Source organism: Alkalihalobacterium chitinilyticum (genome assembly GCF_029028005.1).
Classification (GTDB): domain Bacteria; phylum Bacillota; class Bacilli; order Bacillales; family Bacillaceae_F; genus Alkalihalobacterium; species Alkalihalobacterium chitinilyticum.
Genome location: NZ_JAOTPO010000003.1, coordinates 243518 through 259383, shown reverse-complemented (window position 1 = coordinate 259383; position 15866 = coordinate 243518). Strand labels below are relative to the sequence as shown.

Sequence of the window (15866 nt, the reverse complement as noted above, 5' to 3'; positions counted from 1 at the left end):
GTGGTACAATTTAGTAGCTTTTGTGAGGTGTTACTATGGAAGATACATCCAACCGAATGTTAATTGATGATTTTGTCTTTTATTTACAAGTTGAGAAAAATTGCTCAAAGCACACGATTGATAATTATTTACTTGATATTGATGATTTTTTGAAACATATGAAAGAAAATAATATTGAAGAGTTTTTGACTGTTACTTATCATACTGTAAGGCACTATTTAACAACTCTTTACGATAAACAATATGCCCGAACTTCAATTGCTCGGAGAATTTCGGCTTTGCGTAGTCTTTATCGATTTTTATTAAGAGAAGGAAAAGTGAATGAGAACCCATTCGCTGCGACTCATATTCCTAAGATAGGAAAACGTTTGCCCACCTTTATGTATGAACAAGAAGTTGAACAGCTATTTTCTTCGTTTGATGAAGAAAATGTCCTCGATCAACGTGATAAAGCAATACTAGAGTTATTATATTCTTCGGGTCTGCGAGTGAGTGAATGCTGTCAATTGAAATTAGAGGACATTGATTTTTCAATAGGTACTGTCTTTGTTATTGGTAAAGGTAAAAAAGAACGTTATGTACCAGTAGGAAGCTATGCATTAGATGCACTGCAGAACTATATTGACGATGCCCGAACTCAACTCATAGGGAAGTCAAAAACGGGTCCACATCCTGCATTGTTTCTAAACTTTCGCGGGGGACCACTAACGGATAGAAGTGTTCGAGAGATTCTAAAAAAACGTATTGAAAAAGCATCATTAACAATGCATATGAGTCCGCATAAGTTGCGTCATACATTTGCAACTCATTTGTTAAATAATGGTGCCGACTTACGAGTAGTTCAGGAATTATTAGGTCATTCACATTTATCGTCAACCCAGATATATACGCACGTAACAAAGGATCGATTAAAAGATGTATATATGAAACACCATCCAAGAGCATAAAGATACCTAGTTTTCATATATGCAGATGCAAGAGTGAGCACCAACGTTTTCAACTTTGTTTTACTTATCATTAAGAGGGGGGTTCAATATGTCAGAAGCAAACTTTCATGCAACAACGATCTTCGCTATCCAGCATAACGGGCAATGTGCCATGACAGGTGACGGGCAGGTAACGTTTGGTAATGCTGTAGTTATGAAACATACCGCAAAAAAAGTGAGGAAAATCTATCAAGGCAAAGTAATCGCTGGCTTTGCGGGCTCTGTAGCAGATGCTTTTACTCTTTTTGAAAAATTTGAGGGCCGCTTAGAAGAGTACAATGGTAACTTACAAAGGGCTTCAGTTGAACTGGCAAAGGAGTGGCGAAGTGATAAAGTTCTGCGAAGACTAGAGGCAATGCTGATCGTCATGAATAAAGAACATTTATTACTCGTATCTGGAACCGGTGAAGTAATTGAACCAGATGACGGTATACTTTCTATCGGTTCAGGAGGTAATTATGCGCTTTCTGCAGGTCGTGCATTAAAAAAACACGCACCCCATCTTTCTGCAAAAGAAATTGCAATGGCTGCACTAGAAACTGCTGGCGATATTTGTGTATACACGAATAAACAGATTGTCATCGAAGAGTTATAAAAACTTTTGAGAGCGGAGGATGTTGAGATGCAAAATAACTTAACGCCAAGACAAATTGTTGAACGTCTAGACCAATACATTGTAGGTCAAGAGTCTGCGAAAAAATCTGTAGCTGTAGCTCTTAGAAACCGCTATCGTCGCAGTTTACTCGATGAAAAGCTTCGGGATGAAGTAACGCCTAAAAACATCTTGATGATTGGTCCTACTGGTGTAGGTAAAACAGAAATTGCTCGAAGACTTGCCAAATTAGTCGGAGCTCCTTTTGTAAAGGTGGAAGCGACTAAATTTACAGAAGTCGGATATGTAGGCCGAGATGTAGAGTCGATGGTTCGTGATTTGGTCGACACTTCGATCCGTATCGTGAAGGAAGAGAAGATGAACAGCGTTCGTGATAAGGCTGAGGATCAAGCCAATCAAAGAATTGTTGACTTACTTGTACCGTCAGCTAAAAAACAAACGCAGTATAAAAATCCACTTGAAATGCTATTTGGAAATCAAGGACAACCTGTTCAAGAAACGTCGGACGCAAACGAAAGCCAAGATGTTCAACAAAAAAGACGTCAAACTGCACACAAATTAGCTCTCGGTGAACTTGAAGACCATATTGTTACGATTGATGTGGAAGAACAAACATCCGGATTTTTTGATATGTTTCAAGGGTCAGGCATGGAGCAAATGGGCATTAATATGCAAGACATGTTAGGAAATATGATGCCAAAGAAAAAGAAAAAGCGTCGAATTACGGTCCGGGAAGCACGCAAATATCTAACCGAAGAAGAAGCGCAAAAGCTTATTGATATGGATGAAGTCAATCAAGAAGCTGTTTCAAAAGCTGAACAATTGGGTATTATCTTTATTGATGAGATTGATAAAATTGCAGGTAAAAGTCAAAATAGTGCCGATGTTTCAAGAGAAGGTGTGCAACGCGATATTTTACCAATTGTAGAGGGTTCCACAATTGTAACGAAGTATGGACCTGTAAAAACTGATCATATTTTATTTGTAGGTGCAGGTGCTTTTCATATGGCAAAGCCATCAGATTTAATTCCTGAACTACAAGGGCGATTCCCAATACGAGTGGAGCTTTCTAATTTATCAATTGATGATTTTGTTCGCATTTTAGTCGAGCCGGATAATGCTTTGATTAAACAATATACAGCCTTATTAGAAACAGAAGGTATAAAAGTCAAATTTTCTGACGAAGCTATTCATAAGATTGCGACAATTGCAACAGATGTAAATCAAGATACAGAAAATATCGGGGCGAGGAGATTGCATACGCTATTAGAAAAATTGCTTGAAGATTTATCATTTGAAGCACCTGATATAACATTAGAAGAGATTGTGATAACACCAGCTTATGTTGAAGAAAAGTTAGCAACAATCGCAAAAAATAGAGATTTAAGCCAATACATTTTATAGTATGGACTTTTAGGAGGAAAAGGGAATGGATTTACTAACTAGAACTAGAAAGATTAACGAGATGCTGCAAAAGTCTGGAGGACAACACGTAAACTTCAAAGATATGGCAGAAACTTTACGCGATGTAATTGAAGCAAATATTTTTGTATTAAGTCGTCGCGGTAAATTACTAGGTTTTTCTATTAAGCAAGAAATTGAAAATGAAAGAATGAAAAAAATGTTAGAAGAGCGACAGTTTCCGGAAGAATATACAACTAACCTTTTTAGAATTGAGGAAACGAGCGCAAACCTTGATATTGAGAGTGAATATACAGCGTTTCCGGTAGAAAACAAAGATCTGTTTGGCTCTGGTTTAACAACGATTGTTCCAATTCTAGGCGGGGGACAAAGACTAGGAACTCTAGTACTCGCAAGATTAAATAAATCATTCGATAATGATGACTTAATTCTTGCTGAATACGGTGCTACTGTAGTTGGTATGGAAATCCTTCATGAAAAAACACAAGAAATCGAAGAGGAAGCACGTAGTAAAGCTGTTGTTCAGATGGCAATCAGTTCATTGTCTTACAGTGAATTAGAAGCTGTTGAACACATCTTTGAAGAACTAGAAGGAAAAGAAGGTCTACTCGTAGCGAGTAAAATCGCTGACCGTGTTGGTATAACGCGCTCGGTTATTGTAAACGCGCTTCGTAAGCTAGAGAGTGCGGGTGTAATTGAATCTCGTTCACTAGGAATGAAAGGGACCTATATTAAAGTTCTAAACGATAAGTTTCTGGCCGAGTTAGATAAGATTAAACAAGGATAATTAGAAGTAAAGAGGTTACTCACAAGCTGTACGCTCCTTCATGACCATAACGCATTAATCTAGTTAGTGTATTTATGTAAAAGAGGTCCGGCTCAAAACGAGTTGACCTCTTTTTATTTTTGGTGTGTACATATATGCCATAGCGTCGAACTTTGAAGATGTTAATGTTAATCGAATGTGAAATAGTACTTCGATCAAAATCAACAAATTATTCCAAATATTAGTGAATAGTGCTATAAGCCTAATTGACAATACTGTAAATACATTAAAAGGAAACTGAAAATCTCTTTTTTTTTATTGAAATTATATTATAATATACATAGTGTTACACAATTCGACGGATTTTCAGATGATTAAGTGGAGTTGTAAGACTTTAGTATCAATTTTCATGTAGGTCTTTTTGGTTAATTTCACCTAGAGTTCAAATGATTATTAGACATTTAGTATAAGATCGATTACAATTTACTAGCAGGATTAGGCAATAATCGAGGAAAAATGACAAGGAGCGACTAAAAATGAATTTGTTTTCAAGTCCCGCTTTTAGCACGCTTGAAAGGGCGATAGATGGTTCAGCCTTAAGGCAAAGAGCAATTTCACAAAACATTGCCAATGTTGATACACCGAATTATAAAACGAAAAATGTGAACTTCAAACATACATTAGATCAAGCTATTTCGACAAAATCCTTTGATGCTAAGAGAACGGACGAACGTCATGTGAATTTTAGCACAGGTAAACAGAGAGGAGCCTTTATTACTAGGGTGGATAACACAATGTACAATCACAATTTAAACAACGTAGATATTGATAAAGAAATGGCCGACCTCGCGCAAAATCAAATCTACTATAATGCATTAATTGACCGAATGAACGGACGTTTTAATAGTCTTCAAACTGTCATTAAAGGTGGGAAGTAAACGTGACGATATTTAATGGATTTAATATTTCAGCATCTTCATTAACAGCACAAAGGTTGAGGATGGATGTTATTTCTGCGAATATGGCAAATGCTGAAACGACACGAGCAAATTTTGTGGATGGAGAATGGCAGCCTTACAGGAGAAAAATGGTGGTCATGCAACCTAATCAACAAAACTTCTCTTCGTACTTAAACAAAGCTATGAATCAATCGAATCATCCGGGTGAAGGTGTTAAGGTTTCGCGAATTATTGAAGATCGAACACCTTTTAAATTGATGTATCAACCTGAGCATCCAGATGCGGATGCGGAAGGTTATGTTAAACTGCCCAATGTCGATCCTTTAAGAGAAATGGTAGATTTAATGAGTGCAACACGTTCATACGAAGCCAATGTAACTACACTAAACGCAACGAAAAACATGCTAATGAAAGCTTTAGAAATTGGTAGATAAGGATGGATAATATAAATGGAACTCAATAAGATTACTACCCCTTTTGCTGTGCAACGACAGCCGCTTGAAACACAAATGATTAAAAGAACTCCAGCTGAAGCGCAAAATCAGTTTAAGGTAGCCCTTAGTGACGCTATTAAAAACGTAAATCATATGCAAAGTCAATCATCAGAGGCGACGTTAAGGCTTGCTCGCGGCGAAGCTGAAAACCTTCATGAAGTCATGATTTTAGGACAAAAAGCGAGTATTACATTACAAGCTACTGTAGAAGTGCGTAACAAAGTAATTGAAGCTTATCAAGAAATCATGCGCATGCAAGTTTAAAAATTGCAAAAAGTCCGAGTATATGTTTTGGAAGGTTTCTATTGTTATAGCCTGGCTCTTACTGCAAAGTGTCATAAGTTAAGGGTACTCACTTCCATACTTATGTAAGGTAAGCTATTACCTACTTTTGCCGTTAATGTCTCGGATCTTTTTGTTCTTTTTATTGAACTTATTCTAACTATAGGAAAACTGAAAACTGCAATGATGGTAATTGTCGCATAGGTGGGAGGGCTCATGAACGATAAGCTAGTAGAATATAAAGAAAAAAGTATTAACTTCTGGAAAGAGCGAACAAGTGCTCAAAAGGGTATTTTTATCGGCTCTATTTTAATGTTAATCACTATGATTATATTATTAACTATTTTTGGAACAAGATCAAGTTTTGTGCCTTTATATAGTAATTTATCTGTACAAGAAACTGGACAAATAAAAGAAACTCTTGATGCTAGAGGAATTGCATCTGAGATATCAGCTAATGGGACGACGATTAGCGTTCCTGAGACGATGGTTGATACATTGAAAGTGGAGCTAGCTGCCGAAGGAATTCCAAGAAGCGGCAGTATCGATTACGGTTTCTTTAGAGATCGTATGGGCATTGGTATCACAGATAATGAATTCTCTTTAATGGAAAGAGCTGCAGTACAAACTGAGCTAGGAAATTTAATTAGAAATATTGATGGCGTAAATGGTGCTAATGTCATGATTACTTTACCAGAAGAAAGAATTTGGGTTTCTGATGAACTAATGACGGCATCAGCATCAATTGTTATTAATACCGCTCCTGGTTACACTCTAGAACCGAGTCAAGTGCGTGCGTTGTTTCATCTAGTATCCAAGAGTGTTCCAAATCTACCTATAGAGAATATCGTCATCATGAACCAAATGTTTGAGCATTTTGAGTATAAGGATGAAAATTCTCAAGATTTTTCTACGATGACTGCATATGAACATCAGCGGAAAATTAAACAAGACATCGAAAGAGATTTACAACGTCAACTTACACAAATGTTAGGTACGATGATGGGTAGAGATAGTGTATTAGTTTCTGTAACAACAGATATTGATTTCACACAAGAAAACCGCCAAGAAGACCTTGTTGCACCAGTGGATGAAGAAAACATGGAAGGTTTAGCGGTTAGTATTGAGCGAATCACTGAAACGTATGAAGGTGATGAGATTCCAGAAGGCGGGGTCGCAGGTACTGGAGAGGCTATTCCTGGGTACCCAGGTGTAGTAGGTGCAGGCGGTGGATCATATGAGAAAATTGAAGAACGTGTGAATAATGATGTGAACCGAATTCGCCGTGAAATTGTTGAAAGTCCATATAAAATTCGTGATTTAGGCATTCAGGTCATGGTTGAGCCGCCTGAAGGACAAGATGAACTGCCAATTGAACGATTAAATGATATTCAACAAATATTAAGTACGATTGTCCGTACAAGTATAGATGGGAATTTAGCTAGTGAACTAACCCCAGAAGACATTAACGATAAAATTTTTGTGTCTGCGCAGCAGTTTAGAGGAAAAGTGGATGTTCCACAAATGCCTGAACAAACTGTACCAACATGGTTATATGTTGTTGGCGGGTTATTAGTTGGAATTATTATTCTATTAATCTTCTTGTTAATGAAAAAGAAAAAGAGAAATGAAGAGGAAGAAGAAGCATTTTTAGAGCCAATTACTGAAGAAATACCGGATATACCAAATGAGGAAGACAGCGCTTCAGCTACTAAACGAAAACAGCTTGAGAGAATGGCAAGAGAAAAACCAGATGAATTTGCTAAACTCGTTAGAACATGGCTATCAGATGACTAGGAGGGTGATTGAATGAGTGCAAAAAAAGGAAGCTTAACAGGACGTCAAAAAGCTGCTACCCTCCTCATTTCTCTTGGACCCGATGTATCAGCACAGGTATATAAACATTTAACGGAAGAGGAAATAGAGAAATTAACGTTAGAAATTGCAAATGTGAGAAAAGTAGATAGTTCATTAAAAGAAGAAATCCTTGAACAGTTTCATCAACTAGCTATGGCACAAGATTACATCTCACAAGGTGGTATTGGGTACGCAAAAAGTGTCCTCGAGAAAGCGCTGGGAGAAGCTGAAGCGATGGAAATTATTAATCGCTTAACTTCGACCTTGCAAGTGCGACCGTTCGATTTTGCTAGAAAAGCAGACCCATCGCAAATCTTGAACTTTATACAAAATGAGCATCCGCAAACGATTGCTCTTATCCTGTCTTATTTAGAATCTGTTCAAGCAGCACAGATTTTATCTGAACTACCCCAGGAAGTTCAAGCGGATGTAGCTAAGCGAATCGCTCTTATGGACAGTACATCACCGGAAATCGTAAATGAAGTAGAAAGCATCTTAGAACAAAAACTATCAGCAACCGTTACACAAGACTATACAGCTGCTGGTGGTATTGAGGCTGTTGTTGAAGTTTTAAATAGTGTAGATCGAAGTACTGAACGAACAATTCTTGATGCTCTAGAAATCCAAGATCCAGAATTGGCGGAGGAAATTAAAAAGAGAATGTTCGTCTTTGAAGATATCGTTACTCTGGATAACCGATCAATTCAAAGGGTTATACGAGATGTTGAAAATGAAGACCTACAGCTATCACTTAAAGTGGCAAGTGATGAAGTCAAAGAAATTGTTTTTACAAATATGTCACAGCGTATGGCTGATACATTTAAAGAAGAAATGGAGTTTATGGGTCCTGTTCGTTTACGTGATGTCGAAGAAGCTCAGTCTCGTATTGTCGCAGTCATTCGTCGACTAGAAGAAGCTGGAGAGATAGTTATCGCACGTGGCGGAGGAGATGATATTATTGTCTAAAATTATCAAGTCTTCCTATGCGAGACCAGAACCCATCGGGACTAAAACAATTTCCGTAAAAAAAATAAAGCCTTTATGTTTGGATGAGGAAATTTCGACAACTGAAGCTGAGGAAGATATACACACACAAGTTGAAGAACAAGCGAAGTTGCTGCTAGAACAAAGCCAGTATCAGGCTCAACAAGTGATCCAAGAAGCTGAAAACAATGCAAAAGCTATTCGTGAACAGCTGGAACAAGAACAGCAATGCGTATACAACGAACTCGAACAATTGAAGCAAGAAGCAAAGCAACAAGGGTATGAAGATGGTTATCAGCAAGGTCTCGAGGCTGGAAGGCTTCAATATGAGAATGCACTTGTTCAAGCTGCGAATATTATTCAAGCTTCAAAAGAGGATTACGCTGAAGTTATAGAACAAGCTCAACCAACAATTATTGAACTAGCGTTTGCCATCTCGCAAAAATTAATTAATACTACTTTTAATCAAAATAGCGAAGCTTGGACTAGCCTTGTCCAAAAGGCAATCCTTGAGGTTAGAGAGCAGGATGAAGTAAAAGTATATGTACACCCTGATTGGTACGAACGAACACTTCAACATAAAAATGAGTTAGTTACCTTACTCAGTCATTCTGAGCAACTCTACATTTACCCTGACCCTCAGTTAAAAGAACATGGTTGCATTATCGAAACCCCGTTTGGGCGAATTGATGCTAGTGTAGATAGTCAACTTACTGAACTAAAACATGTACTTCTTGAAAAATTGAAGGAGGGTAAGCATGGAAGCTCGTGATCTCATTAATGTTGTTCCCCACCTCAATCCTTACAAATGGTACGGGAAAGTAACAAGGGTTGTTGGTTTAATGATTGAGTCTAAAGGCCCTCAAGCATCGATTGGAGACTTATGTTATATCCATATTGGCAAAAGTCAAACATCAAAGGTCATGGCTGAAGTAGTAGGGTTTCGCGATGAGAATGTTCTACTAATGCCGATTACTGGTACGGGTGAAATATCACCAGGCAGCCTTGTTGAAGCGACTCGATACCCTTTAGAAATCAAGGCGGGATTAGGATTAATCGGGAAAGTGATTGACGGATGCGGACAACCACTTGATCGTTCAAAATTACCGGATGGCTTGTCATCTTTTCCAACAGACAATGCACCCCCAAATCCTTTAGAGCGACCGAGGATAACCGAACCAATGAGTATTGGTATACGTTCGATAGACAGTTTATTAACGGTTGGAAAGGGCCAAAGAATTGGGATTTTTGCAGGTAGTGGAGTTGGTAAAAGTACACTGTTATCGATGATTATAAAAAACTCCGATGCAGATTTAAATGTCATTGCTTTAATTGGAGAACGTGGACGAGAAGTAAAGGATTTTATTGAGCGTGATTTGGGTGAAGACGGACTTAAGAAAAGCATATTAGTTGTTGCTACCTCCGATCAACCAGCTTTAATGAGAGTGAAAGGAGCAATGACAGCCACTGCAATAGCCGAATATTTCCGTAACCAAGGAATGAACGTTAATTTAATGATGGACTCGGTTACTCGTTTTGCTATGGCACAGCGGGAAATTGGTTTAGCGGTTGGAGAACCGCCAACGACCAAAGGTTACACACCATCGGTTTTTGCGATGCTTCCTCGTCTCTTAGAGCGTTCGGGTACAAGTCAAAATGGATCTATTACTGCATTTTATACTGTACTAGTGGACGGCGATGACTTAAATGAACCGATTTCAGATGCGGTTCGAGGTATTTTAGATGGACACTTCGTGTTAGATCGAAAACTGGCGAACAAAGGTCAATTTCCAGCGATAAATGTCTTGAAAAGTGTTAGTCGTGTCATGCATGATATCGTACCACAACAGCATCGCGTTGCTGCAGAACGGTTAAGAGCAATGCTGTCAACGTACTATGAATCAGAAGATTTAATTAATATCGGTGCTTATAAGCGAGGCTCATCAAGAGATATTGATTTAGCCATTCAAGCATTTCCAAATATTATTTCTTTTTTGAAACAAGGAATTAACGAACCAAGTCATTTAGATGAAGCAGTAACGATGTTACAACAACAATTCGGAGGAGGTGAATAGGGTATGTCATTCCGTTATACTCTTCAGAAAGTTCTTGAAATTAAAGAGCGAGAAAAACAAAATGTCGAGAACGAATATAGCAAGGCGACAAAGCAATTTGAGGAGACGGCAACTAGACTATATGATCTTTTAAAGAAAAAAGAAGACTTAGAAGCTAGATGCGAACAACAAATGAATGAAGGTATTCCTATTCACCAACTGCAACAACATCAAACAATCTTAATGAGGTTAAATGTTGATATTGAAAGACAACAACAGTCAACCAATTTAGCTCGAAATCAAATGTTTCAAAAACAGGAAGAGCTTGTTGACGCCTCTATTGAGTTAAAGAAATATGAAAAGATGAAAGAAATCAAGCATGGAGAATATATCGAAGAACAAAAGAGACTCGATAATATGCGGATGGATGAAATATCTTTACAACTATATGTAAACCGCTAAAAATAAGGTGAAGCTTATGAGTAATGAGAAAGAGTATAGTAAAATTCAATGGTTCTTCTTTGTGATTTTTATCCCAACCCTGTTTGCCATTATTTTGTTTGCAGTCATTCTTATCTTCCTTGGAGTTGACATAAAGGATAAGGCGAAAGAAATCGGTGGAAATCTCCCTATTATAGGAGAATATATCATCGATGACGTTGAAGAAGATGAAGAGAACCAAATCAACATCGATGAATTACAGGAAACAATTACTTCTCAACAAAATCGAATTGAACAATTAGAACAACAGCTTACACAAAAAGATGAAGAATTACTTCAACTGCAAAACGAAGCAACGTTTCTAGAGGAACAAGTCGTATCACAAGAAGAAGCAGTTGCAGAAGTTAGACATGATTTAAAGGAGATTGCTAAGACATATGAAGCAATGTCTACGAAGAATGCAGCCAATATTTTGTCTGAACTCCCTACATCTGAAGCTCTTCTTCACATCTCACAAATCTCTACACAATCTAGAGCTGGAATATTAGCTAAAATGGACCCGGAGAAAGCCGCAGAAATAATGTCGCGTTTAGCTAACCAATAGATTGAGATATGACTTGAAAGGAGGTGAATACATGAACATCGCAGGAGTAATAGGTCCAAGTCAATCAAATACTGGAAACGGCCCTGCTACATCTAAGAACTTATCAAGTAGTAACTCCACTTTTTCTAAGCTACTTAGCAGTAGTTTTTCTGGGGAAACATCAGCTGGGACAGGGTTAAGGACAACCGAAAACGTAGCTGATAAAGAAAGGGTAAACGATGAGCAACTATTGTCGTTAATCAAAGAGTTAGTAGAAGCACTACCGTTTGAAGACGGTTTTCTAACAGAAGAAAAACTTGATGATTCGGATGTCCAACAATTATTAGCTTTGTTACCAGAAGAACTTCAATTAGAAATCGAGAAAATCTTTCAAAGTAAACTGCCGATTGAAGCTCTATTACAGTCTGGAGATACTTTAAATAACCCAGCTGCAATGTTAACTTTCTTAGTTGCTCTAAAACGATCTTTATCTGATCCACATACATCAGCTCAAACTAAAGATATAAATCAATTTATGAAACACTTAGAGCAGTTATTAAAAGTAGGAGACAGTGTAAATACACTTGATGTGAAAGATCCAAAAGATATAATGCGCCAATTAATTCAAGCTCTTCAAAAAGAAGACCAACGAATCAATCAAAATCAAATCCTTCAGTCATTGATGCAAAGAATAGGGGTTGGAGAGCGATCAACTGAAGGTCAGCAAGGCATTAATATTAATACGGATGGACAGAATATGTCTCGTGTTCAGCAATTAGTAGTACATATTGGTGAACAACCGACAAAGGAAGCTGAACAGCGTCAATTTGTCCGTCAATTCCAAGAAATCCTTGGTCGTGGAGTATTAAAAAATCTAAATAATGGCTCACAATTATCTATTAAACTATTTCCACAACATCTAGGACGACTTGATATTCAGTTATCTCAAATTAATGGTGTAATTACTGCACGTATTCTAGCAAGTACAAGTACGGCAAGAGAATTAATAGAGTCTCAAATCCAGCAGTTAAGACAAGCCTTTTCACAACAACAACTTAATGTAGAACGCATTGAAGTCACTCAGCAGCAACAACAGTCAGCAGGCAACCTAAACAAAGATGGTCAAGGAAGACAAGCTGAGCGAGATCAAGATGAACAACAATCAGAAGATAATGAAAGAGAAAATGAATCGTTCTCACAATTACTAGAAGAAATTACGATAAATGAGAAAGTTTAGGTGTTGAGTATGAATAATACAGTAGACCCGAGTCTTTTTTATGACAACCGAGCTCGTGATGTGAAAAAAACAGGTCAAGGGGCACTAGGAAAAGATGATTTTTTAAAAATATTAATTACCCAGTTACAAAACCAAGATCCCACAAATCCAATGGACGACCGTGAATTTATTTCTCAAATGGCGCAATTTTCATCTTTAGAGCAAATGACCAACATGAATAGAACGCTTGAAAAATTTATTACCTCACAAACAGATAATAAACTCATTCAAAATAGTCATTTGATCGGCAAAGAAGTTCAATGGCAACGTGAAGGTTCTCTATCTGATCGAGACCTAGAAACAAATACGGTGAAATCTGTGCGTTTGCGCGATGGAGATGTTTCTGTTCAACTAGATAATGGAAATTGGATCTTAGTAGATCAAATTAAACAAATTAGTTCAAGTGGAAAAGAGTAAGTAATGAGGAGGTGAAGTGATGGAACCTCATATATATTCACAAAAACTAAGACCGCTGCCTAAGACAACATATCCCAAAAAAACGATAATGCCAACTGGGCAAGGTAATTTCCACGACATTTTACAAACTGAGATCAACAGTTCCAATGGAATTAAACTTAGTAAACATGCTGAAAAGCGAATGCAAGATCGAGGAATATCCATCAATCAAGACCAATGGACCGCAATTGAACATAAGTTGAGAGAAGCTAAGTCTAAAGGTATAAGCGATTCATTAGTCGTTTTAAATCATGCAGCACTTGTGGTGAACGCCAATAACAACACTGTTATTACGGCACTTGACCGAACCGAAGCGAGTGCACAAATATTTACGAATATCAATGGAACGATTCTAATCGATTAAAGGCTGGACCGAAATGGAAGCCTACGGTTGTGGAATGACGGAAGCAACCAACGAACTATGAAAATGAAGGGGAAATATACATGCTACGATCAATGTATTCCAGTATAGGTGGTTTAAAAAACTTTCAAACAAAGTTAGATGTAATTGGAAATAATATTGCTAATGTAAATACATTTGGATATAAAAAAGGCCGTACGACGTTTCAAGATATTATGAGTCAACAAATACGTGGTGCTAGTACACCTACAGATAACCGTGGTGGAACAAACCCAATGCAAGTAGGACTTGGGGGAACAATTGCGACGATTGATACGATTCATACACAAGGTAGTATGCAATCGACGGGGCGGTCTCTAGATGTTGCGGTTTCAGGTGATGGATTTTTTGTGGTGAATAATGGGAATTTAAACTCTTATACACGAGCTGGGAACTTCTATTTAGATCAAAATGGCACCCTTGTTAATGGTGATGGTCTAAGAGTACTCGGGTATGGGTTACAAGCAGGTACAACAGATCAAATAGACTACACTCAAGTCCAACCACTGCAAATTCAAGCTGGAAGTCAAATGGCTCCAGAAGCGACAACGAATATTACGTATAAAGGGAATTTTAATGCAGATGTACCTCCTGTTGGCAGTGCGAATGGGGGAACAGCATTAGTAAATGGAGCAAACCAGCTAACGCAACAACAAATCAATAATGCCATGAAAAGCGGATTTATGATTACTCATCAAGTTGTAGATTCACTAGGTGCTACTCACAATGTAAAGTTGGCTTATCAAAAGGATTCAACTGGGAATTGGACAGTAGGAATTGTGAGACCATCTATTGATCTTGCTACAAGGGAGCACAACAAAGATCCAATGACTGGTCAGTTGTTCTACACATACGAGAGATTAACGAGTGCTAATACGCCATTCCCTGGACAAACTGATGATCTTATTAAATTTGGTGCTAATGGTTATGTTATCCAAGACGATCCCAATGCAGTTAACAACAACTCGATGAAAGAAGTCAATCTAACATTGAACTTAAATACGCAACCACTTGGTGCTGGAGACTTTAATGGAGCGGAACCGCTTCAACTAACTTTTGATTTTTCTCAGTTTACCCAGTTCTCAGGATCGAATACAGCTGATGTTAACCAAGTCACTGGAAACATCGACGGATTTTTAGACAGTTTTAATATTGGACAATCTGGTGAAATTATTGGAGTCTTTTCTAACGGTCGTGTACAGCTTCTTGGTCAGCTTGCACTTGCTACATTTAATAACCCTGGAGGCTTAACGAAATCAGGAAGTAATACGTACCAAGCATCAAATAACTCAGGCCAGCCGAACATAGGAACTCCTGGGGAAGGTCGCGGATTACTCATGGGGAGTACATTAGAAATGTCTAACGTTGATATTTCAGAAGAATTCACGGAAATGATTGTTGCCCAACGTGGTTTCCAGGCAAATACGAGAATTATTACAACTTCAGATGAAATTTTACAAGAACTCGTTAACTTGAAACGTTAATCAAACTTTTCTTAACACAAGAAATAGTTAACTTCATTGCCATAAAGTAATCACTAATTAGGAGGATGAAGGCTGGTGTGATGAACCATTTAGTAAGGAGTACTACTTAAGTACCAGCCTTCAAATATAACGATGATTGAGTTAACAAGATTGAATAATAGTACATTCTTATTAAATGCGTTTTTAATTGAGCAGGTTGAGGCTTTTCCAGATACGACCATTACGCTTGTCAATGGAAAAAAGATAGTAGTGCGTGAGTCGATTAACGATGTTAAGCTTAAGACAAATGAACTATATCGAACGATTGGACTAGCTTCAATTTATAGTAAACAGGATGCGGAGGGCTCTTGATTGTTCAAAAATAAATTAGTAAATATCATGATTATTCTCCTCGTTTCCCTTACATTAATTGGAGTTGTCACATTAGTACTTATCAACTATTTATCAAAGGATGAAGCGGCCTCTGGAGAACCAACGATTGATGAAATCATTGCACATTCATATGATACTCCGGAATTAACAACAATGCTGTTAAGTAATGAATTTGCAAAAGTGCAATTTAAAATTCATGTGGATAATAGAAGGGCATTATCGGAAATTTCGAAACGTGATTTTCAAATTGAAAACATTATTATCCGTGAATTGGCTGGGATGAAATCCACCGAACTTTCTGGTTCTGAGGGGATTACAGATTTAGAAACCCAGCTCAAGTTTAAAATTAATGAATTAATGACAGAAGGAATGGTTGTCGATATTTACACACGACGACTGATAATCCAATAAAACGTATGTAATTGTTTGAGAGGTGA

Annotated in this window: 19 protein-coding genes; all 19 read left to right on the top strand. The window is 37.6% G+C overall.

The annotated features are described in order from the left end of the window. Nucleotides 1–35: 35 nt before the first annotated feature. The 19 genes from xerC to fliL all read left to right on the top strand — a co-directional run bounded on the left by xerC (nucleotide 36) and on the right by fliL (nucleotide 15840). On the top strand, nucleotides 36–947 hold the full coding sequence (gene xerC, locus N7Z68_RS06225; RefSeq protein WP_275117602.1) for a tyrosine recombinase XerC: 912 nt from the start codon (nucleotides 36–38) through the stop codon (nucleotides 945–947). Nucleotides 948–1035: 88 nt separating this feature from the next. Further along, the gene (hslV, locus tag N7Z68_RS06220; protein ID WP_275117601.1) at nucleotides 1036–1581 is read left to right on the top strand and encodes an ATP-dependent protease subunit HslV; all 546 of its coding nucleotides are present in this window, start codon (nucleotides 1036–1038) and stop codon (nucleotides 1579–1581) included. A gap of 27 nt (nucleotides 1582–1608) precedes the next feature. After that, nucleotides 1609–3003: an ATP-dependent protease ATPase subunit HslU gene (gene hslU / locus N7Z68_RS06215; protein ID WP_275117600.1), complete on the top strand. Its 1395-nt coding sequence runs from the start codon at nucleotides 1609–1611 to the stop codon at nucleotides 3001–3003. Nucleotides 3004–3028: 25 nt separating this feature from the next. Next, complete coding sequence (gene codY / locus N7Z68_RS06210) at nucleotides 3029–3808, top strand: GTP-sensing pleiotropic transcriptional regulator CodY (protein WP_216827993.1); 780 nt, start codon at nucleotides 3029–3031, stop codon at nucleotides 3806–3808. 515 nt (nucleotides 3809–4323) lie between these two features. After that, nucleotides 4324–4725 carry a flagellar basal body rod protein FlgB gene (flgB, locus tag N7Z68_RS06205; RefSeq protein WP_275117599.1) on the top strand — a complete coding sequence of 134 codons (402 nt, stop codon included), beginning with the start codon at nucleotides 4324–4326 and terminating at the stop codon, nucleotides 4723–4725. An 8-nt stretch (nucleotides 4726–4733) separates the two neighbouring features. Further along, entirely contained in the window at nucleotides 4734–5180 is a 447-nt protein-coding gene (gene flgC, locus N7Z68_RS06200) for a flagellar basal body rod protein FlgC (protein WP_275117802.1), read from the top strand. 75 nt (nucleotides 5181–5255) lie between these two features. Next, the gene (gene fliE / locus N7Z68_RS06195; RefSeq protein ID WP_275117801.1) at nucleotides 5256–5504 is read left to right on the top strand and encodes a flagellar hook-basal body complex protein FliE; all 249 of its coding nucleotides are present in this window, start codon (nucleotides 5256–5258) and stop codon (nucleotides 5502–5504) included. A gap of 234 nt (nucleotides 5505–5738) precedes the next feature. Next, nucleotides 5739–7319 carry a flagellar basal-body MS-ring/collar protein FliF gene (gene fliF, locus N7Z68_RS06190; protein ID WP_275117598.1) on the top strand — a complete coding sequence of 527 codons (1581 nt, stop codon included), beginning with the start codon at nucleotides 5739–5741 and terminating at the stop codon, nucleotides 7317–7319. Nucleotides 7320–7331: 12 nt separating this feature from the next. Continuing rightward, the gene (fliG, locus tag N7Z68_RS06185; protein ID WP_275117597.1) at nucleotides 7332–8345 is read left to right on the top strand and encodes a flagellar motor switch protein FliG; all 1014 of its coding nucleotides are present in this window, start codon (nucleotides 7332–7334) and stop codon (nucleotides 8343–8345) included. Then, a complete protein-coding gene (gene fliH, locus N7Z68_RS06180; RefSeq protein ID WP_275117596.1) occupies nucleotides 8338–9135 on the top strand; it encodes a flagellar assembly protein FliH in 798 nt (265 codons plus the stop codon). The genes fliG and fliH overlap by 8 nt, the downstream gene beginning before the upstream one ends. Then, on the top strand, nucleotides 9122–10438 hold the full coding sequence (gene fliI, locus N7Z68_RS06175) for a flagellar protein export ATPase FliI (protein WP_275117595.1): 1317 nt from the start codon (nucleotides 9122–9124) through the stop codon (nucleotides 10436–10438). Before fliH ends, fliI begins: the two co-directional genes overlap by 14 nt. A gap of 3 nt (nucleotides 10439–10441) precedes the next feature. After that, on the top strand, nucleotides 10442–10879 hold the full coding sequence (fliJ, locus tag N7Z68_RS06170; protein WP_275117594.1) for a flagellar export protein FliJ: 438 nt from the start codon (nucleotides 10442–10444) through the stop codon (nucleotides 10877–10879). 16 nt (nucleotides 10880–10895) lie between these two features. Further along, the gene (locus tag N7Z68_RS06165) at nucleotides 10896–11462 is read left to right on the top strand and encodes a MotE family protein (protein WP_275117593.1); all 567 of its coding nucleotides are present in this window, start codon (nucleotides 10896–10898) and stop codon (nucleotides 11460–11462) included. Nucleotides 11463–11493: 31 nt separating this feature from the next. After that, nucleotides 11494–12678 (top strand): flagellar hook-length control protein FliK, encoded by a 1185-nt coding sequence (locus tag N7Z68_RS06160; RefSeq protein WP_275117592.1) that lies wholly within the window; start codon nucleotides 11494–11496, stop codon nucleotides 12676–12678. A 9-nt stretch (nucleotides 12679–12687) separates the two neighbouring features. Continuing rightward, complete coding sequence (flgD, locus tag N7Z68_RS06155; RefSeq protein ID WP_275117591.1) at nucleotides 12688–13134, top strand: flagellar hook assembly protein FlgD; 447 nt, start codon at nucleotides 12688–12690, stop codon at nucleotides 13132–13134. 19 nt (nucleotides 13135–13153) lie between these two features. Next, entirely contained in the window at nucleotides 13154–13537 is a 384-nt protein-coding gene (locus tag N7Z68_RS06150; RefSeq protein WP_275117590.1) for a TIGR02530 family flagellar biosynthesis protein, read from the top strand. Nucleotides 13538–13617: 80 nt separating this feature from the next. Then, nucleotides 13618–15057 carry a flagellar hook protein FlgE gene (locus N7Z68_RS06145; protein ID WP_275117589.1) on the top strand — a complete coding sequence of 480 codons (1440 nt, stop codon included), beginning with the start codon at nucleotides 13618–13620 and terminating at the stop codon, nucleotides 15055–15057. Nucleotides 15058–15189: 132 nt separating this feature from the next. Then, complete coding sequence (locus N7Z68_RS06140; RefSeq protein ID WP_275117588.1) at nucleotides 15190–15408, top strand: flagellar FlbD family protein; 219 nt, start codon at nucleotides 15190–15192, stop codon at nucleotides 15406–15408. After that, nucleotides 15409–15840, top strand: a complete 432-nt coding sequence (gene fliL / locus N7Z68_RS06135; RefSeq protein ID WP_275117587.1) for a flagellar basal body-associated protein FliL — start codon at nucleotides 15409–15411, stop codon at nucleotides 15838–15840. The last annotated feature ends 26 nt before the right edge of the window (nucleotides 15841–15866 follow it).